Here is a 21698-nt window from a genome sequence, read left to right on the forward strand (position 1 = left end):
TTGCCGTCTGTCTGGCCCACGCTCTAGTCCCTGTTTTCCGGCGGCAGTGCGATCTGGAGCTTGCGTGCCTTGCCGCGCCCCACAATGTAGCCGCGGCCCGGAATGAACTCCGGACTGACCCGGCCCAGCGAAGTGTTCAACAGACTGTCACCCTCAATATCGCCGGGGTTGACGAGCAATCCCCTGCGCCCTGATTTGAACGGCTGCGACAGCGACCAGGCCGAGGACCAGGTGGAGGTTTCGGACTCTCCGATGACCCATTGGTCGGCCTTGATGGAGGCCGTCACGAGCTGCGCCACCCCGGATTCGGCGACCGTGTCGGTGAACTCGGTCAGGCCCTCGATGAAGATGGCAAGCTTGCCAGGGTTTCCGGAGGAGTGCCCGGTCAGGTCCTCAACGATGTCGGCGAGGTCGTCCGGCCCGACGATCGACCGGTTCCAGATGGGGAGCGAGGCGACTGCAGAGCGGCGGGATCCGATGTAAACCAGTTCCGTGTCCGGGTTGGAGCGCCGGAGGGCGTACGCCATCGTTACGAGGGCAACGGTCCGTCCTGAGCCGGGAGGGCCGGCCAGCAGCAGCGGACCCTTGGCCATGATTTCGGCGGGCTGCAGCGTTTCGTCGTCGACACCGATGACCGGAAGGTCCGGGCTGCCGGCCGGCAGCACGTCCAGGTCCACCTGGTCCGGGAGCCGCTGGATCCGGGGCGCCCTGTCCAGCCTCTGCCGCAGCATGGCCTCGCTGAGTTTGTGCACTTCCCTGGCCTGCAGGGCAAGGTTGGAGTCGCCTCCCAGCACTGCAAGCTGGACTTCGTGGCCGCCCAGCAAGCCCCGACCCGGAGGGGAGGTGCTGCTCAGGACGTCCTTGGGGACGTCCATGGACAGGTAGTCGTCTTCGGAGGACAGGCGCAGGACCAGCCGGCGCTGGATGGAGGCCAACAACGACGCCGGCACAGCGTTGGGACGGTCACCGGTAACTATCAGGTGGATGCCGAGGGGACGGCCGTCGGTGGCCAGCTGGAGGAAAATGTCCCACAACGCGGAGAGGCGGCTGTATTCGTACGTTTCGCGGAACGATGTCATGCCGTCCACGAGTACGAAAATCCGCTTCTCATCCGGCCGGTTGGCCAGTTTCCGGTACTCCACAATGGTGGAGGCCCTGACTTCGGCAAACCGGGCGGAACGTTCGTCGGCGATGTCCCGGAGCAGGCGCAACAGGCGGCCGACTCGTTCCACGTCGTCCCCGCCGATGACCTCGCCCACGTGCGGCAGCTCTTCGAGCATCTTGAGCCCCGAGGATCCGCAATCGATGCCGTAGACGTGGACCGGCCCGCCGCGCGGCGTGACGGCGGCGGCGATGGCGATTCCGCGCAGCGCCGCGGACTTACCTGAGCCACCGGTGCCGTAGATGGCCATGTTTCCGTCTTTGTCGGGTTCGTAGAACACCGTGGGCTGGTCCTGGCGGGCGGGGTCATCGGCGACGCCGAGCAGCAGCCGCTCGTCAGTCCGGGGATTCGGCAGCTTGGAGAAGTCGTACGTCTTCGCCAGTTCGTCCAGCCAGGGCTTGCGTGGCGGACGGATGGCCAGCGAGTCGGCCGCCCTGACAATGTTCGCCGTCATCCGGGCGATGTCGTTGGGGCCGGCGGGTTCTTCCTGGACCGGTTTTTCCGGGGCGGGAACATCCCAGGCGGGTCCGGATCCGAAGGCCATCTCCACGATGTCGATCTGGGGCCGCTGGGGTTTTTCGGTGGTCCAGCCGCCAGCGTAGCCGGTTTGGAATCCCTGAATCCGGCCGGGGCCGGTCTTGGCGGCGCCACGGCCGGGGATCGACGGGTCGAAGTAGGCGGCATCGGGCACACCGAGGATATCGGTGGCGTCGTCCTCGTCCGCCATGCGCAGGGCCACGCGGAGGTTGGTGTTGGCGCGCAGGCTGTCCTTGATCACGCCGGCAGGACGCTGTGTGGCCAGGATCAGGTGCAGGCCGAGCGACCGACCGCGGGCGGCAACGTCCACCACGCCGTCAACGAACTCGGGAACTTCGGTGGCCAGCGCGGCGAACTCGTCCACGATGATGATCAGGTACGGCGGGGCTTCGGGGTCGGCTTCACGCTGGAGGGCCAGGAGGTCCTTGGCCTTCTTCCGGTTCAGGAGGTGTTCGCGGTAGTGCAGTTCGGCCCGGAGGGAGGTCAGGGCGCGGCGCACCAGGTGCTGGGAGAGGTCCGTGACCAGGCCCACGGTGTGCGGCAGGTGCAGGCAGTCGGCGAACGCCGCGCCGCCCTTGTAGTCCACAAAGAGGAAGCTCACCCTGTCCGGGCTGTAGGCCGCGGCCATCCCCATCACCCAGGACTGCAGGAACTCGGACTTTCCGGCACCGGTGGTGCCGCCCACCAGGGCGTGCGGGCCCTCATTCTTGAGGTCAAGGTAGAGGGGTTCGACGCCCTTGGACCCAACGAGCGCGCGGAGCGTTCCGTTGTCCTTGCGGTTGGCGACTGCCGTGGCGTGGACGGAGTTGTTCTCGGTCCACCGTTCGGCCACAGCCTGGGGGCTGTCCAGGAAGTCCTTGCCAATGAGGGTTGCATAGGAGACGGCACGCGGCAGGTCGGAGTCATCGCTCATGGGCTTGCCCACGTCCACCACCGGGGAAAGCATCCGGGCCAGCTGGCCGGCAAGTTCGGCGTCCAGGCTTTCGCAGCTCACCGGGTAGCTGTGGCGGCCCAGCCGGACCTGGCCTGTGGTGGTGCCGTGGTCGCCGTCCACCACCATGAAGTCGCGGCAGGCGGCGGGAAGGGCCTGGATGTCGGTAGCCACCCACATGACGTGGACGCCTGAATCCGGACCACGTTCCGCGAGGCGGGTCAGGCGGCCGCGGTCAACGGGGGCGTCGTCCTCCACGATGACCAGCACGGCCGGCAGCATCGGCCCCGGGATTTCGTCCTTGGCGGGGTCGATGTCCGGGCGCAGGTCCGGGCCTGACCGGCCGGCCGCGGCTTCCCGGGCGTCGAGCAGGTCTTCCAGGCGGGCCAGGAGGGAGGAGCCGCTGGCCGAGCCAGCGGCCAGGTGGTCGCCACTGAGCGGGCTGTGGCCCGAACCGACGTGGGGCAGCCATTGCAGCCAGTTCCACCGTTCCCTGGACTGCGCCGAGGTGATGGCAGTGACAACTGCTTCCGCGGGCGAGTGGAGGCCCACCAGCTGCAGGACCATGCCGCGGGCGACGTCGTCGACCAGGCCGCGGGCACCTGCCACGCCGAATGACCCCGCGGTCCGCAACTGCGAAACGACGGGCACGCCTTCAATGTCCCTGAACTGCTTGATGCACTCCTGGATCTCCCGCATGTATTCGACTTCCGTGCCGTTCTCGGCCGGCTCCTCGAACGTAATGCGCGACGGCGCCGTGCCCAGTCCGAACCGCAGGCCGAGGAAGCCCTTGTGCTCGGGACGGTGGGTCCAGAGCAGCGGGCCCAGCTTGTAGATCGAGTCCACGGTGTCGCTGACAGAGGGCGCTTCCTGCAGGCGAACGGCGCGTTCCACATGCTGCAGCTCGGTGATGTCCTGCCGGAAAGCGGCCATGGAGGCCCGGAAATGCTTGAGCTGTTCCTTTTGCTGCCGCCTGGTCTGCATTTTTTGGTCCACGTAGTGGCCCACGATGAACAGCGGCATCATGGCCATGAAAATGACGGAGAGCATGTTCCCGGTGACGGCGAACAGGACCCCGCCCATGATGAGCGGCGCCACCAGCATGATGTACGGGAAGGGCTGGTGGTCCGGCCGCTTGGGCCCGGCGGGCAGGACACGTTTCGGCGCGTCGAAGCGCGGGACCACCCGCGGGGACCGGTTGAAATCGACAAGGGGCGACGTCGGTGCTGCCGCATGGTTGCGGCCCAGCGGCACCACCGTCACGGTGGTATCGCCCAGGGTCACCGTGTCGGAGGAATTAAGCGTTGCCCGGGTGACGGGCAGGCCGTCCATCAGGAGGCCGTTGGCCGAGTTGGTGTCAACGATCTCGATGCTCTCGCCCACGGTGATGCGGGCATGGCGCTTGGAAGTGAGCGGGTCCGAAAGGCGGATGTCCACGTCCCTGTCCCGGCCGATGTAGCTGGTACCGGAGGGAAGCGAAAACTCCTGGCCGACGTCGGGACCTGAAAGGATCCGCAAAGTGGCGGCTGCCGGGCCCCGGTTGGCGCCGGGGACATCGAACTGTTCACTGACCTGCGTCAGGGACACCACGGAACCAGGCCGCAGGCCGGATTCGAGGAGGTTGTCCGTGCGGGTCAGGATGTTGCCGCGCATCCCGCCGGCCACAAAGGCCTCATCGATCCGGAGCGAGAGGTTCTCCGGTGCCGGAGTCCCTTTCCGGTCGGGGTCGGCAGCCCAGAGCTGGGTGGCGATGTCCGCCACGGTCGCCAGGCCGTCCACGGTGACCGCGAGGTCCTTTGTCTCCGCCGGATCCCGGCGGAGTGTCAGGCGGATTCTCATCCTTCGTCCACGCCCCTCATTTTTTCCAGCAGATAGAGGTCTTCGGGGGTGACCAGATGGGATGTCACGGCATGCTCCACAAGCCTGGCGCGCCGGTTGGTGGCGAGTTTTCCGCCGCCGCCGCGCAGCCCCACAACACCGACCCGATCCAGCTTGTCGCAGACGTTGTCCAGCTTCCGGTTGAACCGGGTCAGCGCCCAGCCAAGCGTTTTGGCCGCGGCCGCCGACGACGGAATGGCGCTGAAGCCTGTCCCCTCCCGGCGGAGCATCGGCTCGGCGAGGGCAACGATGAGGGCCTTCTGGGAGTCGGTGAAGACCACCGGGCCGATCGTAGTGTCTCCGTTGCTGTCGTCGTCTCGCGCTTCCTGCCGGAACGAAGGCGTCTTGAGGTGGACGGCGAATTCGTAGGTGGTGGGGCCGGCCGTGAAGATGATGTTGGTGTGGCTGAAGACCAAGGGTATGCGCGCGCCAGGGGAAAGCCACGCCTGCATTCCGCCGGAGCCGTCTGCAACGGTGGCTGAGAGCATGCTGCCCACGTTGCTGAGCCACCAGATCCCGTCGTAGCGGGCCACCTGCAGGAACTGCCGGTGCAGGTACGGGTTGTCATCAACCTCAAGGTCGCCTTCGCGGCCGATGTTGAAAACATCCTCGTCCGAGGGTTCGTACCATTCGCCACAGAAATCTATTGCCAGATCCCCCATTTTCCGTGCCTCCTCAAGGGCAATGCCAGTATCGCCAAGTTTTTCGGTCTGCCGTGCCGTGCTCATTCGCGGACACAGGCTATGGAGTCGTCCTCAAGCGGTGAGAACGCCCCGTCGCTGCGGACGATCATCACCTGGAGGCAGGTCGGTTCGTTGGGATTGGCCGCAACCTGCGCACTGAATCCATCGGTGGACTGGTATTCGGAGCCGCTCTCACCCAGCGTGTACACGCGCCATTTGTACGTGTCACCGGGCTTGGGCTGCGGATTCTCCCAGGTGAAAGTCACCTTGCCGCTGCTGTCCCGGAATCCGGACAGGCCGGCGACGTCCGGCACTGACCCATTGTCCAGTGCGTCGGGCGGCGGCGTGCTGGCCTGCTCCGTGTCTTCAACCTTGGGAGGGGGCGCCGATGTAGCCAGGACAATCCCCACGACCACCGCAAGGACCAGTACCGCGGCACCCGTCAAGGCGAGCCACAGATTCCTTTTTCCGTGGTCCGGGCCAGACTCCGTGACGGGCTCCTCGCCGCGGACCGCCCGGGTGACCGTTGCGTCAAGCTCAGGCTCGCGGCGGCCGGACGAACCTGTGCCCGGCTGCTGATCGTTACCTTCCGGTCCTCCCGGGAGCAGTGCCGGACGCTGGACGGTGGCGTCAGCGGTTCCCACGGCTGTCCCGTAGTCGGCTGCGCCGCCGCGCAGCATGGTGGCGTGTGACCACTCGGCGGCAGGCTGGCTGCCGGTCTGCGGGCCTGTCCCAGGGCCGGCAAAGAGACTGCCGGGGACCTGCGGCTGAACAGGTGTGCCGCGCCCGTCCGTCGGTTGCGATGAAGCAGGCTGCAGCGCTGACGGCTGCGTCGCGGGCGAGGCCCGGGTTGGTGACTGTGCGGGCGTGGACGGCCCGCCGGCAGGCGGAAACAACGACGGCGGGACGCTGCCTGGGCCCTGCGGCCGGGTTCGTGCCGGGAAAGTGGGGGCGCTGCCTGTCCGTTCCGGGTCGATGGCCGCGATGCTCCGAACACGGGTTTCTTCGTATCCGTCGTCGGGATGGCTTTCTTCAGGGTGCGGCTCTTCCAGCACTTCGAACGGCGTGACCGACAGGTTCAGTTCGGCCTGGATCCGCTGCAGGGCAAGGGCAAACGCGTGGGCGGAGGAATAGCGGGAAGCGGGGGATTTGGCCATGGCCGTGGACAGTGCGAGCTCCAGTGATTCCGGAACGTCCGCCCGGCCAAGGCGTGGCAGCGACATGGTGGAGATGCGTGAAATGAGCTCCCGCTGTGAGTTGTCCGCCCCGGGCATCACGAACGGCGACCTGCCGGCGAGCAATGTGTACAGCGTGGCGCCGAGGGCCCAAACGTCAACCATCACGCCGTCGGTTCCGCCGTCCGTGAACTGCTCCGGCGGGGACCAGGGGATGGACATTCCGGCGTCGTCGTCGGCGTCGGACCCTCCCAGGGTTCCGGATATTCCGAAGTCCGTGAGCGCTGGACGGTTGTAGTCGGTCACCAGGATGTTGGCGGGTTTGATGTCCCGGTGGGCAATACCGGCACGGTGGGCGGTTTCGACGGCGGAGGCCACCTGGATGCCCACGGCAAGGACCTCATCGACGCTGAAGCGCTGCCTCCGGTACCGCACGTCCAGGCTGGGCCGGGAGCAGTACTCCATGGCCAGGTAGGAGTGTCCGGCGTCGGTGACCTCGGCCTCGTATATGGTCACGATGTAGGGGTGCGAGGACAGTTGGGCCATGAGGTTGGCCTCGGACTCAAACCGTCGGCGCGCACCTTCGGTCTTCAGGTCCGAAAGCAGGACCTTGACCGCCACCCTGCGGCGGGGCCGGTCCTGTTCGTAAAGGTAAACGTCTGAGAAGCCGCCTGACCCCAACAGGCTGATGTAGGAAAACCCCGGAATGTGGGGTGGCGGCGCTACGGGCCGTTTGGAACTCAAAGAATCTCCTCAAAGCGAAGCGAAATGCCGTCGCCCAGTTCTGCGATGTCGCCATCAAGCAGGATGGCCATTTCGTTCTGGGCCAGGCGCCTTGGCTGCTGGCCTTCCCGGACGAGGACGGTGCCGTTCGTTGCTTTCAGGTCGCACAGCATCACATGCCAGCCCTCGAGGCGGACCTGGACATGCGAGCGGGAGATGTCGCCGCTGGGGCTGGCAACCTGCACCAGGCGCGGCATCACGCCGCCCTGGACGCGCGAGACCGACGGCTGGCGGCCGATCACCAGAGACTGGTCAAGGTCCACAAGCTCGCCGCTGGAGACCCGCATGCGGCCCAGCCGGGGCCGGGAAACCTGGACAGCATCCGACGGCAAGGGCTGCCCGCAGACCGCACACTGGGCGTGCGTCGGCGGATTCGCATGGCCCTGCCCGCAGACCCGCGCAAGGACCATGGGGCCGGCGGATCCCGCGGCCTCCGTGTCGGCGACGGCGGGCGCGGGATGCACGGCCATCCCGGCCAGATCGCTCTTCATGATCGTCTGGCCGTCGTGGTCACCATCGTCGCGGACTGCCTCACCACGGGCTGCCTCACCACGGGCTGCGTCACCACGGCCACCGTCACCACGGCCACCTCGGTCATCACTGCCCGGCCCGGGCTGTGAGGACATTCCCCCGCCAGTGTTCCAAGGAACTGAATCGATCAGTCCGCCGGACGGCGCAGGTGCCGGTGCTGGTGCTGGTGCTGGTGCTGGTGCTGGTGCCTCAGTCGACAGCATGTTCCCCGCGGCGGGTGTCTCCGCTGGGTCCGCAGCCGAGGGCGTCTCCGCAGCGTCCGCAGCCGCGGATGTCTGCTGTGCAGGGGGCTCGGACAGCAGGCCGTCGGGATCGTCACGGACAGCAGCGTCTTCTATGCTGCGGACCACAGTGCGCTCCCAGAGGTGGTCGTACGTGCTGGTCTGTTCGGAGGCCGGGGCCGGGTCCGGCGCCGGCTCTTCCTCCACCAAGGAAGCCGCATCCCCGGTTTGAAGGACAACATCCTCCGCCGGCCCGGAATCAGGATGTTCGGCGGGAAGGTCTTCGAAGTCTTCATCCATGACACCGATGACGGTTTCGGCCGATGCGCCGTGCTCCGGGGCATCAGCGGCAAACGTGGCATCCGGCACGGACTGGGCCACAGCCCCGGTCGGGGCCGCGGGTTTCTCAAACACGGCTTCCTCAGGGTCCAGTGCCACCATAGCGCCAGGCTCTGTGGCCGCCACCGCCGGCACAGTTGCCGGCACCGCGCCTGCAGGCACCACAGCGATAGGAACGGGTGCGGCCGCAACTGGTCCGGCCGCAACTGGTACCGCGGATACAAGCGGTGTTGGGACAGCAGCATCAGCGCTGCCGTCCAAGTCAACGGTCAACGCCTGCAGGAGGACCACGCCCTCCTGAAGGGGCAGCGCAGGACCCGTGGTTTCACTGCCCGGAACGTCAAAACCAGGAACGCTGATGCTGTACCACTCGGGGGCCGCGAGATGCCGTTCGGCCCACGTCGTCACGTCACGCCCATGAAGCTCCACCGGTCCGGTGGGCAGCTGCACTGTCAGGTCAATGTCTCCGCGCAGGAAAACCCGCAGGGAGTCGTTGAAATCCACGATTCCGAACGGAGGTATCTGGGCCAGCGACACGCCGAAGCTGCTGGTGACGGCGTGGAGCAGCTCATGGACCTCAGGTCCGCTTTCCAGCATGTCCCACAGGGAGTGGACCAGCTGAGGGGGCGTATCGGGTCCCAGAAGGACGGCCGTGCGGGACCGGACAATGCCGTGCCATGTGCCTGGCACATAGTTATTCCCGGTCATCGTCTGGCTCCTCGCTTTCGTCCTCGCCTGACGTTTCCGGCCGTGCGGCGTCCACAACCTGGGACCGCGGCAGGGTGATCTCGTCCTCCGCGTCCGAACCGGGCCGAGGCGCCGTAGTGGCGATGCCGCCGTCGTTCATGACGTTCCTGGCGTCCACCACGATGACAGTGACGTTGTCCCTGCCTCCGTTCCGGAGAGCGGCCTGGATCAGCGCATCCACCGCGTCCTGCGGATGGCCCACGGTACTGAGGATCCGGAACATGTGCTCGTCCGTGAGTTCGGCATTCAGCCCGTCCGAGCAGACCAGGATCCGGTCGCCCTCTTCCACCGGGAGCAGCCAGTAGTCGGCTTCGGTCTCGTCCCCGGTACCGAGGGCCCGGGTCACAACATGGCGGCGAGGGTGGACAGTTGCCTCCTCCGGCGTGATTTCGCCGGCATCGACAAGTTCCTGGACCTCGGAGTGGTCCACGCTGACCTGGGCAAACTGGCCCTGGCTCAGGCGGTAGGTCCGGGAATCGCCGATGTTCATGACCAGCCAATAAGGCATGCCCATCTGCTCCACCACCACAACCCCGGTCAGCGTTGTGCCGGCCCGGGCCCCGGTGGCCTCGCGGATGGAGTCGTCGGCCTTCATCAGGTACTGCTGGATAACTGCGGCGGTGACGCTCCGCTCTCCCGTGGCCAGTTGCGGCATGGCCGCCAGGGCGCGGACGCACATGCCGCTGGCGATCTCGCCGGCTTCATGGCCGCCCATTCCGTCAGCCACGGCAAAAACCGGGTCCGAAGCAATGAAGGAGTCTTCATTGAGCTCCCGCCGCAGCCCACGGTCTGTGCCGTAGCCGTAGCTGAGGCTCAGCCCGGAGTCGTGGTCTGCGGCGGCGGGAACACTGGCGGCTTGGGAATTCATGCCTGTCCTAGGTGGAAGGAGCGGTCACCAAAGTGGACAGTGGATCCCGGGCTGACAAAGGCGGGCACGCCCGGCTTGAGTGGGGTGCGCAGGCCGTCCGGAGTGGTGACGGCGCTCCCGTTCGTGGAGTTCCGATCCGTCACCCACACGCCCGCGCCATCCGAGAGGACGTGAAGATGCGTTTTCGAAATTGATCGGCCGGGGTCGTCCACGGCCAGCAACTGGGCCTGCTGCTCGCCCGCCTGCCCCACGGGGTTGCGGCCTACCAGGACGTTCCGGTCAAGCTGGAAGTCCCGGCCGTCGTCGAGCCTGATCCGAAGGACGGCCACGGGCGCCACCTCACGGAATCCCCCGCGCATCTGCGTGCGGTCGTGGTCGTCGTCGGGGTGGGCTGCTGCGGGAGCCTGGCCTGGGGCACTGTGTTCCCTCGGAGCCGGATGGGCGGGGGGAATCGGCGCGGCGGGTTGGCCCGGCGTGCCGGCTGTGCCATGAGTGCCAGGCGGCACGGGTGCGGCTGCGGGGGCGGGCGGCGTGAAAGGCTGCGGAGCGAACGCCTGGGGAGCGGCGTAAGGCAGCTGCGCGGCTGGCTGGGCTGCCGGCCCCTGAGGGGTGGCCGGGGCGGGCGGAACGGCCTGGGCCATTGGTGCAGGCTCCGGGTGTACGGCGGCGCGTGGTGCCTGGCTGGCAGGTTGCCCTGCCGGCGGCTGCCACTGGTTGGGGTTCAGGGGCGCCTGGGCGTTGATGACCTGCGGGGCTTTGGCTGCTCCGGCCACGGGCGACGCGACCTGCTGCACGGGCGGCAGGTCCAGCGGCGCGAAACTATAGGGTCCTTGGATCCCGCCAGTGGCAATGGGGTTCCGTCCGGCCTTGACGTCAAAGACGAGGGTTTTCGCGGCGGTGTCGTGCCAGCCCCGGAGCTTGCCGTTCTTGTCCCAGGAGTTCGAGACCACCACGAGTACCGCCCACGCGGCACCGGCCAGGACCAGCGGCGCCAGGATGAAGAGTGCCGCGTCGAACCACTTGAAAATGACCAGCGCAGCCGCCGCAACGACGGCCAACAGGACGCCCGCTCCAGTGACAAGCCCGCGGAGGAAAACTGCTCCCCCGCCCGGCGCATAGCCGTCGTTGTCGGCGCTGCGGATGCCCATGAGCCGGTTGCCGATCGTGATTCCGGACCGGCCTTCCAGACCCAGCAGGACGACAATATAGACGAGCGTCAGCCCGAGGCCAATGCCGCCGAACAGGACCAGCGATCCCGTGTCATAAATGATGAATCCACCGCTTTGGGTGCGCGTCACCCCGGCGAAGCCAATGGCAAATGTCACTCCCAGGACCACCAGCGGAGCGAGCCAGTCCAGCACGGCAGCCCCGAGACGCTTACCCGACGCAGCCGGAACAAGCCCAAGATTAACTGCCATGCCCGTTCCTCCCCCTTGACCGTGGACGGCCTGTGCCATTCCGGGACCGCTGTCAGCCGGGACCCGTTGTACTACCGGGATAGTACCGGGAATCGCGGCGGCATGCTCAGCCGCACGTTCCATCAACGCCTGCTGGGCGTGGTCCACGTAGCGGGCATTCCGGGCAGCCCTGTTGGGCAAAGGGGCTCCGCAGGCGGTACAGAACGTGGCACCGGCGCGGATCAGCTGCTGGCAGCGCTGGCAGCGCTCGGAGTCTTGCGTCATGGTTCGGTGTGGTTCTTCCTGCCAGGGTTCCTCAGAACAGTGGACTCATCAGGTTCGGAGGGGCCTGCGGGGGTTGCCGCCGGACCGCTCTCCACCCTACCTTCGGCCGACTGCGGCACAGCTGAGCCAGCCTGCGGTGCGGCGCCGGGCTGCTTTACGTCGCGGGGCTGTTTTGCGGCGTCGCCTGGCCGCCGCAGCGACGCCAGCCCCCGGCCGGTGCTGCGCAGCTTGAGGGCTGCCCGCCCGTCCGCCAGCAGGGACCTGGGTGAGAACCTGGCCCGCTGCCTGCGCCAGAAGCCCACGGTCGCGGTCATTTCCTTGAGGGAGCCGTCCACGATGGTCCAGTATTCCTTGACCTCTTCCTCGCTCGGCTGCCCGGCGCCAAAGATTGACGCGTCCGCACGGCGGGCCAGCATCGTTGTGGTGGTCCCGGTCGAAGGGAAAGCTTCCGCCACTACCGCAGCGCTTTCCCGCCGCGTGGCGCGGGTGTCGATTCCCGCCCCCATGTCCGTGGCGAGGCTCAGCACCTCGTTCCAGCCCCCGCCGACGCGCTGCGCCGGGTGGCCTTCGGTGAACCGGGACTTCCGTCGTCGTGATTTGAGCAGGGCGATGATCAGCAGCGGCAGCGCCAGGATCGACAACGGAATCAGGGCAACCCCGAGGGCGCTTAGGAGCGCGCCCCAGAACAGCCAGGGGTTGTTCTTCTTCTGGTCCGCATCCAGCGCATCCGGGGAGGAGTCCGGCGGCAGGTCTGCGGGCTCCTGCGGGGGCGGGGGCGGCTGAAGCACCTGTGGCTTGGGTTTGGATTTGTTTTCCGGGTCCGGCGGGATGGGGATGTTGTCCTTGGGCGGTGTCGGGTCAAAGCTGACCCAACCCACGCGGTCGAAGGCCACCTCCACCCAGGCGTGGACGTCCTTGCCGGTGATCTTCACTTCGCCGGCGCCGTTCTCCGGGCTGGTCGGATCGGGGTAGAAGCCCATGACCACGCGTGAGGGGATCCCCAGGTGGCGGAGCATCAGCGACATCGCCACGGCATACTGTTCGTCGTCGCCGAGCATTTGCTTGGCCGTCAGGAGGTTCCTGATCCGGGACGAGCTGTGCCCGGAGACGCTGGGCAGCTGCCCTTCGGTGACCAGCCCGTTGCTGAAAGCGCCGGTCTTCTGGAAGTGGGCCTCGATCTGGCGGACGCGGTCGATGGCGGTGGGTGCGTCGGCCGAGAGGTCGTTGGCCTGCGAGCCGACCACCGGCGGCACCTCCAAAGCGTCAGGCAGGGTGACTTTGGCAAAGTCGTACTGGGTCAGCTGGCCATGCTCCAGCTTGACCGGATCGGACACCTGGACACTGTAGGAGTCACCCTTCGAGAGGCCCTTGGTGGTCACTGCGGTGTCCGTGCCCGAATTGAAGTACAGGCCCGAAGCGGCCCCTGACGCACTTTGGTCAAAGCTCAGCCCCGTGGTCTTTCGGCCCCCCGGGACGAAAAAGCCTTGGTAGTCCTCGATGGTGATGTCAATGGCGTAGTCATTGGTAGGCACAACACTGGAAGTATCGGCCAGGGTGTTGATGGATTTGGTATCCCCCACCTTGCTGAAATTGCCGGAACCGTTGGGGTCCATGTTGTAGTTGGTGCCGTTGAACGCGTCCAGCGCCCCCAGCCGCACCCGTCCGTCCCGCGGCAGGCCCGTGACCACAAACAGCGTGTCGTCCTTCTTGTCCTTGACGAAGGTCCGGAAGCTTGCCAGTGGCGTGATGTAGTCCTTGGGGTCAAATGGCGGGACCACCACGTTGCGCAGCACTTTCCTGTCGTCGCTCGCCGTGACCAACGGGGCCGCGACGGCGGTGATGGCCATGCTTGCGGCGATGACGGCAGCGGCGGTGCCGAGCCTGCGGATCCTGGCGCGCTGGGCAGTGCCGGCGTCGCTTTGGGGGCGGTTGACGGACACTTTCCGGGTGTCGCTTCGGCGCAGTGCATCACGGCGGAACGTGGCCCAAGCGATCGCAATGACCGTCAGGCCAATGCCCCGCTCCACCGTCAGGAACGCGGCGTTGGTGCTGAATGCAATGCCCGTGACAAAGAGGGCAAGCACAGGCAGCAGCGGCCAATAAGGAGCCTTGGCCCGCCAAGTGAGGATTCCTGCCACCAGCGCGGTGAGCAGGGAGCTGAGGAACGGAACAATGAGGACTCCCCCGGCGGTCCCCACCGGCACACCGACGGTCAGCATGTCCTTCCAGGCGAACACCACCCCCAGGAGCAGCGTTCGGAGGGAGTCCAGGCTGGGGACGAAGCCCGCGATGGCTGCGTCCGGCACGGCCAGCACGGTTCCCAGCACCAGGTAGGCGCCCAGCGCCAGGGCGGAGGTGATCAGCAGGCCAAGCCGCAGGTGGGCGTTGGCGGCGGCGAGGCCGAGTCCGAGGATGATGCCGCCGAACCCGGAGATGAGATAGTAGGCGTCCCCGCCGAAGCTGAGGCTGAAGCCCAGCACGCCCAGCCCGAGCAGGATGGTGAGCGCACCGGCGTCGACCATAAAATGCCACGCAGGCTGGCCATCCGCGAATGCTGACTCATGCTCTTGCTGCTGGCGCTTTTTCTGCCGGGATGCCCGGGGGCGGAGGTCGGATGCGGAGCTCATGCGGCCGCCTTTCTCAGGACGATGGCGAGGTCGGCGAGGTCGCCCAGGGTCAGCACCGTCAGGTCGGCGATGTTGGCCCGCGACGGCGCCGCTCCGGTCTGGAGCCGCACGGCGAGGCTGCGGACGCCGGGAGCGACCGAGGCGGCAGCGGAACGAAGCTGGGTGGGCGTGACGTTGCTGCCCACCACAAAGAACACCACAGAGGCGTTGGGGACCGTGTCGGCCAGGGACCGGGCGAGGTCGACGGCGGTGCGGCGCATGGGTGCCCCGACGATCCTGGTCATGTCGTCCAGCATGTTGCGCCCGGTTTCGCAGCGCAGTGGACCCTTCTGGGTCAGGACGTCCAGTTCCCGCTGCTCCCGGATGGCTTGGCGGCCGATCGAGGCGGCGGCCGAGATGGCCATCTCGAATTCCTGTTCCGAGGCATACTCGTCCGTGTTGATGGACAGAGAAATGGCCAGGTGGGCGCGCCGGGTTTCCTCGAACTGGCGCACCATCAGCTTGTTGGTCCGCGCGGTGGTCTTCCAATGGATGTGCCGGCGGTCATCCCCCGGCACGTAGTCCCGCAGGGCGTGGAATGACACGTCTGCGCTGGAAAGGTCCGTGGTGGGCATGCCTTCAAGGTCGCGGATGAAGCCCGCGGCCGAACCAGCGAGGGCAACGGTCCGGGGATGGACGAAAAGGTCCTCCGGTTCGGTCCACAGCACCTGGCGGCGCAGCAGGTGCAGTGGGTCGGCACGGACGGAGCGGACCGGACCCACCACGATGACGGCGCGGCGGGCGGTGGGAATGGTGAAGAGGTCCTCGTGGACCTGCTGGGGCTTCATTCGCGGAAGATGGAAGACGGCGGTAGCGGCACCGACAGGCAGTTCGAGGGCGGCCGGCAGGAGCGGACGGGCGGAGGTGTTGGAGACCGCGATGCTTCCCACGGCGCTGTCGCCAACGGCGACGCGGGTACGGGCGAGGTCCAGGACCACGCCGTAGGATGACCGGCCCAGGATAAAGCCGACCGCGATCGCAAAGAGTACAAACGCAGCGATGGCCGCCGCTTTGGCTTCCTGCCAGCCGAACGACTGGCCGGTGGCCCACAGCAGGATGGCGGCGGCGAGGACGGACCAGCCCAGGATGCTCACGACGGACAGCACCGGCCACACGTACCGGAGCCAAAGGCCCCGGACTTTCTGCCAGGCCGGTGCAAGGGCCAGGCCGGCCGTGCTGGTGGCCTCGGCCCAAAAAGCCGGGGGGTGCAGCCGAGTGGGCTTGCCGTTCCGGTGGAAAAGTTGCCGGAGACGGTCAGCAAGCCGGATCAACGGAGTGCTGCTGGACATAGTGGTGCCTTCGTTTGCGCTGGGTGGTGGTCGGGAGGTCCTGGAACCGTCAGGCGGTGGCGCGCTGCTGCGGGGCTGCAACGTCGGACAGGACCCGGGCCAGGACTGCCTCAGGCGTGGCGCCGGAGAATTCAGCCTCGGGATCCATCACGAACCGGTGCGTCCACACCACGGCGGCAAGTTCCTTGACGTCGTCCGGGAGGACGAAGTTCCGCCCTTGGCCCGCAGCCCAGACCTTTGCGGCGCGGACCATGGCGATGGCTCCACGGACGGAGACCCCCAGCCGGGTCTCGGGCGCGTTGCGGGTCTCTTCGCAGAGCCGGGAAATGTACTCGAGCACGGCGGTGTCCACATGGACGGTGGCCGCGAGGTCGGCCATGTCCGCCACGGCCTGGGTGGTGATCACGGCGGTGATCTCCTTGGAGCGGTCCTTCAGGTTGGCGCCGCCGAGCAGCTTGACGGTCGAGGCGTGGTCCGGGTAGCCGATGGAGGTCTTGATCAGGAAGCGGTCCAGCTGCGCCTCGGGCAGCCGGTAGGTGCCGGCCTGCTCGATGGGGTTCTGCGTGGCCATGACCATGAACGGCCGGCCGGCCTCGTAGGTGACACCGTCCACGGTGACCCTGGATTCTTCCATGACTTCCAGCAGCGCCGATTGGGTCTTTGGCGAGGCACGGTTGATCTCGTCGGCCAGGACGATGTTGTTGAAAATGGGTCCCTTGTGGAACTCGAACTTCTGCGTCTTCTGGTCGTAGATGGTCACACCGGTCACGTCGGACGGCAGCAGGTCAGGGGTGAACTGGATGCGGTTGTTGGATCCCTGCACTGTGGCTGCCAAGGCGCGCGCCAGCGAGGTCTTGCCGGTGCCCGGCGCGTCCTCGAAGAGCACGTGGCCCTCGGCGAGCATCGCCGTGAAGGTCAGCCGGATGACATGTTCCTTGCCCAGCACCGCCTGTCCGACATTGGCAACGAGCTTTTCGAAGGTGCCTGCAAACCATTCGGCCTGCTCGGTGGTCATTGTCATGGAATTTTTCCTTTGTCTTGGTCAAGGTTTGGCCGGACCCGAGGAGTCCGGACCCAACAGTTGCTTTGGTGGTAACTGACTAGCGGTTTGGCATCCCGTTCGGCGGGTTGCAGCCAAGGTTCGATGTGTCGCAACGGAGCCAGTTGCCGGCCGCCATGCCGCTGGTGAGGTGGTACCAGATGCCCGTGGGGTTGTTGGACGTCTTGTACCAGACCTGGTAGCGGTCGGATTGCGCGGCGGCACCGGCGTCGAGCCATTTGCCTTCACCCACGCACGAGGACGGGTTGCCGGCGCGGAAGCTGTCCGTCCCCTTGCGTGGTTCGGTGCAACTGCGAACGGGACTCGCGGTGATACTCCACGACGAAGGTGGCGGGGGCGTGGGGTCCGTTCCGGAACGCGAATTCGCCTGGCCTGCCGGACCCACCGCCGCAGTAACCGCACGGACCTTCAGTGTCCGGACTTGGTCCCAGCCGCCGGCGGACCGGTCGAAGCGGTTTGCCAAACCGACGTTGATCCACGCTCCCCCTTCGTAGCTGACCTCAAAGTGATCAAGCGGGCGGCCGTTAGTTGTCGGGTTGTTCCAGGTCCAGTGAACGTCGCCGTCTCCCTGGGCCGACGTCCGTCCGTCCACGTTGGGGGCATTCGGCGGGCCGTAGGGGTTGCCGGAGCCGATGTTCTTGGCATCGCTGGAAACGTTGTTCTTGGTGGAGGTGGCGATGATGGTGACCGTGATATCCCGGCCGTTGGTCATCCCGTTGATGGTTCCACCACCGGCGGGGATAGTTCCCGACCTGCCGTCCGCGTTGTACGTGTACTGGATTTCACCTTCGGTGGAGCCGTTCCGCTGGGCCTGGGTCAGCGGGGTGAAGGTCACCTTGAGCTGGCCGCTGGTACCCGTGTCTGCAACTGTGCCGCCGCTGACCGGGTCAGGCTTGCCGGCCGCCCGGATCTGGGCGGACGGGCTGCTGGTCCCGCTGGTGCCGGCCTTGTTGGTGGCCGAGACGGTAAAGGTGTAGTTGGCCTCGGAGTTGTCCACCGTGACGTTCTGCGTAGTTCCTCCCGTCACTGCTTGGGAGGCCACCACTGCCCCGCCCCGAAGGGTAGTGAGGGTATACGAGGATACGGCGTCACCGTTGTTGTTCGGCGCAGTCCAACTGACCTTCAGCTGGCTCTGTGGCCCCACGGAGCCGGCCTGCGAAGCGGTCGGAGCTGCAGGGGTGGCCGGCGGGCCGGCAGGCACTGCGGCGGCTGAGTACGGACTCCACTCGGACGGATCCTTCGCATCATTGCGGGCCAGCACCCGGACCTTGTACGAGACGCCGTTTTGCAGTCCCTTCCAGACGTAGCTGACCGCGGTCAGGTTCTGGATCTGGGCGTTCTGGCCGGGTGGGGCGGGCGAGATCTCCAGGTCATAGGACTTGACCGGGGAGCCCTTGCTGGCCGGTGCCACCCAGTTCACGGAGAGCTGCTTGTCGCCGAAGTTCAGGGTGGGCGCCAGCGGGGTGTCGGGCTTGACGTCGGGACGGACCTCAGCGGACGCCGGGGAGCGGTCCGACTCACCGAATTCGTTAGTGGCCGTCACCTCGAAGTGGTACTTCGTGTTGTTGACCAGCCCGTTCAGGGTGCACGTGTTGGCGGGGCAATCCTGCCTGAAGCCGGACTCACCGTACACCGTGTACTTGGTGATGGGTGACCCGCGGTCTGCCGGGGCGGACCAGTTCAGCAGGGCCGTCTGGTCCCCCACGCTCTGGGCCTGCGGTGTGGTGGGTGCAAGCGGCTTGTCCTTCACGGTCAGGCGGATGCGGGCCGTTGCCCGCCGTGAAGATTCCTCAGTTTTGTCGGCAACTGTGTAGGACACCACCATGGACCCGGAGAATCCCGGAGCCGGTGTCACCACCACTGCATCGCCGGATACTTCTACGTTGCCACTCCCGGTTTCGGCACCGGCCGCGACGATCTTCAGAGCCGTTTCGGGGAACGGGTTGGAGTCGTTGGCCAGGGCTTTTACAGTGACGGGCTTCCCGGCCGCCGCATTGGGCTCCACGTCATCGTTAGCCACCGGTTTGGGCCTGTTGGAAGCCGTCACTGCCAGTTGGTAGGTCGCAGTTGCCTCAAGGCCGCGGGAGTCCTTGGCCTTGACCTGGACGGCGCCCGTGGTGCCGGTCGTTGTTGAACCATCAACGGACGTTTTGAGCGTCTTTCCGTCTATCCTGGCGTTGAAGCTGGCGGGGTTCCCCCCGACAAGTTCGTATTTCATGTTGTCCACGTCGTCCCGGTCCGGATCCGACGTCAGCCGGCTCAGATCCAGCTCCGCAGTCTCGCCCTTGGGGACCTCGACAGTGGCGCCCAGCAGCGTGGGCGGGTTGTTCCGGTTCGGATCGGGCAGGACCTTGGTGCGGATGCTGAGCGTGGATTTCAGGCCCTCGGGATCGTCCGGTCCAGTGCCGTCAGTCACCTCGAAGCTGAGCGATCCCGGCCCGACGTAATCGGTACCCGCGGTGTATTTGAGCGACGTGGCGCTGCCGGCTGTGGGATCGCCGCCATCTGCACCGATGAGCTTGATCCGGTCGGTCTGGGTCAGGCGCGGGGAGCGGCCTTCCCGGACTTTGACCCACTCGTTCAGGTTCACAGTGGCGGACTGGCCGGCAATGACCTCAATCACCTCGTCCTTGGCGAGCGTCGGCACCTGCTGTCCGATTCCCGGCACCCAGATGATGGCGGTGGACTTCTGGCCGTCCACGTCCTCCACGGTGTAGGGAATCAGCTGCGGCTGTTCAGTCAGGTCAACACGCATGTTGCCGTCGGCGCCGGGACGGGCGGTGGTGGCCTCCGTGCTGATTTTGAGGTTTTCGCCCACGCCGTCGGGGTCTTCGTCGTTTTTCAGGACCGGAACGTCCACGGCCGTCTTGCCCATGGTCTGGGCGGAGGTGACCCTGTCGTCGCGGGCGATGGGTGCCTGCAGGGGTACTTCGTTGTCCACCACCACGCGGATGGTGGCCTGCGCCTTGGCGTCGCGGTCATCGGCGATGGTGTACCGCACATTGACCGTCCCCTCGGCCCCGGGAGCCAGCAGGATGATGCGGCCGCTGGATTTGCTGACGGTGGCCTGGAGGGCGTCGTCAGCTTCGATGCCGTCGGTAAGGATGCGGATGAGGTCGCCGTCGGGATCGGTGTCGTTGCCGGTGGCGTCGACGGCGATCTGGCGTCCGGGACGGACCTTGATTTCGTCGTCCACGGGCGTGGGGTTCTGGTTGGTCTCGCCGCGCGGGGCGATCCCAACTGTCACAGTCCCTGTATTGACGGCGCCTTGGCGGTCCACCACCTTGTAGCGGAAAGTATCGGTTCCCGCGCCGTCTCCGGCGGCGATGAAGTCGATGAAGTTGCTGCCCACGGTGGCGGTTCCCATGGCGGGCGTGCTGTCGATGCCGGTCAGCTGCACGGAGTCGCCGTCAGGGTCAATGCCGTCCAGCGGGACCGGGATGCGCACCGTACCGGCGGCGACCACACGTGCGGTCAGGTTCCGGGGTTGCGGGCGGGAGTTCTCCGACCCCTCCAACGGAAGGATGTGGATGGTCACTGCGGCCGCGCTTTTCTGTCCCTGCGGATCCACCGCGTTGTAGATGGCCCGGACAGTCTTGGGCTGGGACCCGGCGATGAACCGGAGCGTGTTCTCTGAGACGAAGCCCTTACCGTCCAGCTCATCCACGTTCTGCGGCAGCGCAGGGTCAACGGTCAGCTTTTCACCCTGCGGGTGGGTGTCGTTGTCCAGGACCGGAATGGTCACGACGTCGTTGACGCGGACGTTCACTTCGTCCGGCTTCGGCTGCGGTGCTTCGACGACGGCGGGGGCGGGCACCGGGACCACTGAGACGCTGCCGGTGGCAGACTTGCGGCCGTTAGACATCGTGTATTCGAACAGGAACGGTTCCTTGGTGCCCAGGACGTCGGTGATCCGAAGGACGCTGTGGTCGATCACGCTCACAGACGCGGTGATGTTGTCCGGCAGCTGAACGGACTGCAGGACCAGGACTCCGCCGGAGGGGTCGGAGTCGTTGGCCAGCGGGTCAAGGAGGACGCTGCCGCCGGTGGGCATCAGGGCAACGTCATGCACGGCAACGGGGTCGCCGGTGTCCTTCCCGGATTCCACGTCAACGCGGATCAGGCCCTGGCTGCTCTGCGGCCCGTTGCTCGCGATATAGGTCAGGTAGACCGGGCCCGGGGTGGTGCTCTTGAAAGTGAAGGTCCCGCCGTCGGTCACGGGACCGAGTTCGGCCGGCCCGTTGGCTTCCACCTGGGCCAGCCGCAGGGCACCTCCGTTGGGGTCGACGTCGTTCTTCAGGGGCGCGATTACCAGGTCCTGACCGACCACCGCCGTCACGTGGTCGGCATTGACTACAGGTGCCAGGGCGCCGGGCGGCTGGACGTTGACCACGACTTTTCCGGTGACCGTGGCGCGGCCGTCCCAGATGGTCACTGTGACGTTCTTCTTGCCTGCGGTGGCGCCGGAATCCTGGAAAGTCAGCAGGCCGTCGCGGCGGACTTTGACCTGGTCCTGGTCGTTGTCGGCCTTGGCGTCCATCAGGACCAGGTCGTCGCCGTCGGGGTCCATCCAGTCCGTGAGGATGTTCTGGCTGACGGTCTTGCCCTGTTCCACCAGCATGGTGGTGGCGTCGCCGCCGCGCTTGAACAGGGGTGGCCGGTTTTCTTCCGGGCCCACAACGCTCAGCGTCACCTGGCCGCCCGCGGACAGGCCACGGCCGTCAGCGGCGTTATAGTCGAACGTTTCGGTGCCCGGCTTTGCGTCCGCCGGTACCGAGACTTGGAAGGCAGTGCCGCCGTAGATGCTTTCGAGGCTTCCTGCCTTGGGTCCGGCGTTGCCGACGGCGGCGGTCAGGACGTCGCCGTCGGGATCGGAATCGTTGTCCAGGACGCTGAGGACGGTGGTGCGTCCGGGGCGGACGCCCACAGTGTCCGGTTTCGTTTCCGGCGGTCGGTTGGGTTTGGTGCGGTCGGGCAGGACATTGATGGTGTTGTTGTCGGCCGATTCCTGGTCCTGCTCGTCCGATTCGTTCTTCGGCGGCACCACGTCATCCCAGTTGTTCACGAGCTGCATGTTCTGGTTCACCAGCCACACATTCCCGGAGTTCACATCGTTCAGGACCACCAGGCCCCGGTTCACCCGGAA

10 protein-coding genes are annotated in these 21698 nt (G+C 66.6%); all 10 read right to left on the minus strand.

The window, feature by feature from the left end:
* Positions 1-23: 23 nt before the first annotated feature.
* On the minus strand, positions 24-4469 hold the full coding sequence (locus ACFC25_RS14875; RefSeq protein WP_376046394.1) for an FtsK/SpoIIIE domain-containing protein: 4446 nt from the start codon (positions 4467-4469) through the stop codon (positions 24-26).
* Positions 4466-5170 carry a hypothetical protein gene (locus ACFC25_RS14880; protein WP_337349153.1) on the minus strand — a complete coding sequence of 235 codons (705 nt, stop codon included), beginning with the start codon at positions 5168-5170 and terminating at the stop codon, positions 4466-4468. Before ACFC25_RS14880 ends, ACFC25_RS14875 begins: the two co-directional genes overlap by 4 nt.
* A gap of 62 nt (positions 5171-5232) precedes the next feature.
* Complete coding sequence (locus tag ACFC25_RS14885; protein WP_376046397.1) at positions 5233-7110, minus strand: protein kinase; 1878 nt, start codon at positions 7108-7110, stop codon at positions 5233-5235.
* On the minus strand, positions 7107-8948 hold the full coding sequence (locus ACFC25_RS14890; protein WP_376046400.1) for an FHA domain-containing protein: 1842 nt from the start codon (positions 8946-8948) through the stop codon (positions 7107-7109). The genes ACFC25_RS14885 and ACFC25_RS14890 overlap by 4 nt, the downstream gene beginning before the upstream one ends.
* Complete coding sequence (locus tag ACFC25_RS14895) at positions 8935-9855, minus strand: PP2C family protein-serine/threonine phosphatase (protein ID WP_376046403.1); 921 nt, start codon at positions 9853-9855, stop codon at positions 8935-8937. Before ACFC25_RS14895 ends, ACFC25_RS14890 begins: the two co-directional genes overlap by 14 nt.
* On the minus strand, positions 9852-11537 hold the full coding sequence (locus tag ACFC25_RS14900) for an RDD family protein (RefSeq protein ID WP_376046406.1): 1686 nt from the start codon (positions 11535-11537) through the stop codon (positions 9852-9854). Before ACFC25_RS14900 ends, ACFC25_RS14895 begins: the two co-directional genes overlap by 4 nt.
* Positions 11534-14164, minus strand: a complete 2631-nt coding sequence (locus tag ACFC25_RS14905; protein WP_376046409.1) for a transglutaminase domain-containing protein — start codon at positions 14162-14164, stop codon at positions 11534-11536. Before ACFC25_RS14905 ends, ACFC25_RS14900 begins: the two co-directional genes overlap by 4 nt.
* The gene (locus ACFC25_RS14910; protein ID WP_376046412.1) at positions 14161-15492 is read right to left on the minus strand and encodes a DUF58 domain-containing protein; all 1332 of its coding nucleotides are present in this window, start codon (positions 15490-15492) and stop codon (positions 14161-14163) included. Before ACFC25_RS14910 ends, ACFC25_RS14905 begins: the two co-directional genes overlap by 4 nt.
* A 49-nt stretch (positions 15493-15541) precedes the next feature.
* On the minus strand, positions 15542-16513 hold the full coding sequence (locus ACFC25_RS14915; RefSeq protein WP_337349143.1) for a MoxR family ATPase: 972 nt from the start codon (positions 16511-16513) through the stop codon (positions 15542-15544).
* A gap of 79 nt (positions 16514-16592) precedes the next feature.
* Positions 16593-21698 (minus strand): Ig-like domain-containing protein (locus tag ACFC25_RS14920; RefSeq protein WP_376046415.1); only part of this gene is annotated, 5106 nt, incomplete at its 5' end.

It is taken from the genome of Pseudarthrobacter sp. NPDC055928, from assembly GCF_042270935.1.
Taxonomy (GTDB): Bacteria; Actinomycetota; Actinomycetes; order Actinomycetales; family Micrococcaceae; genus Arthrobacter.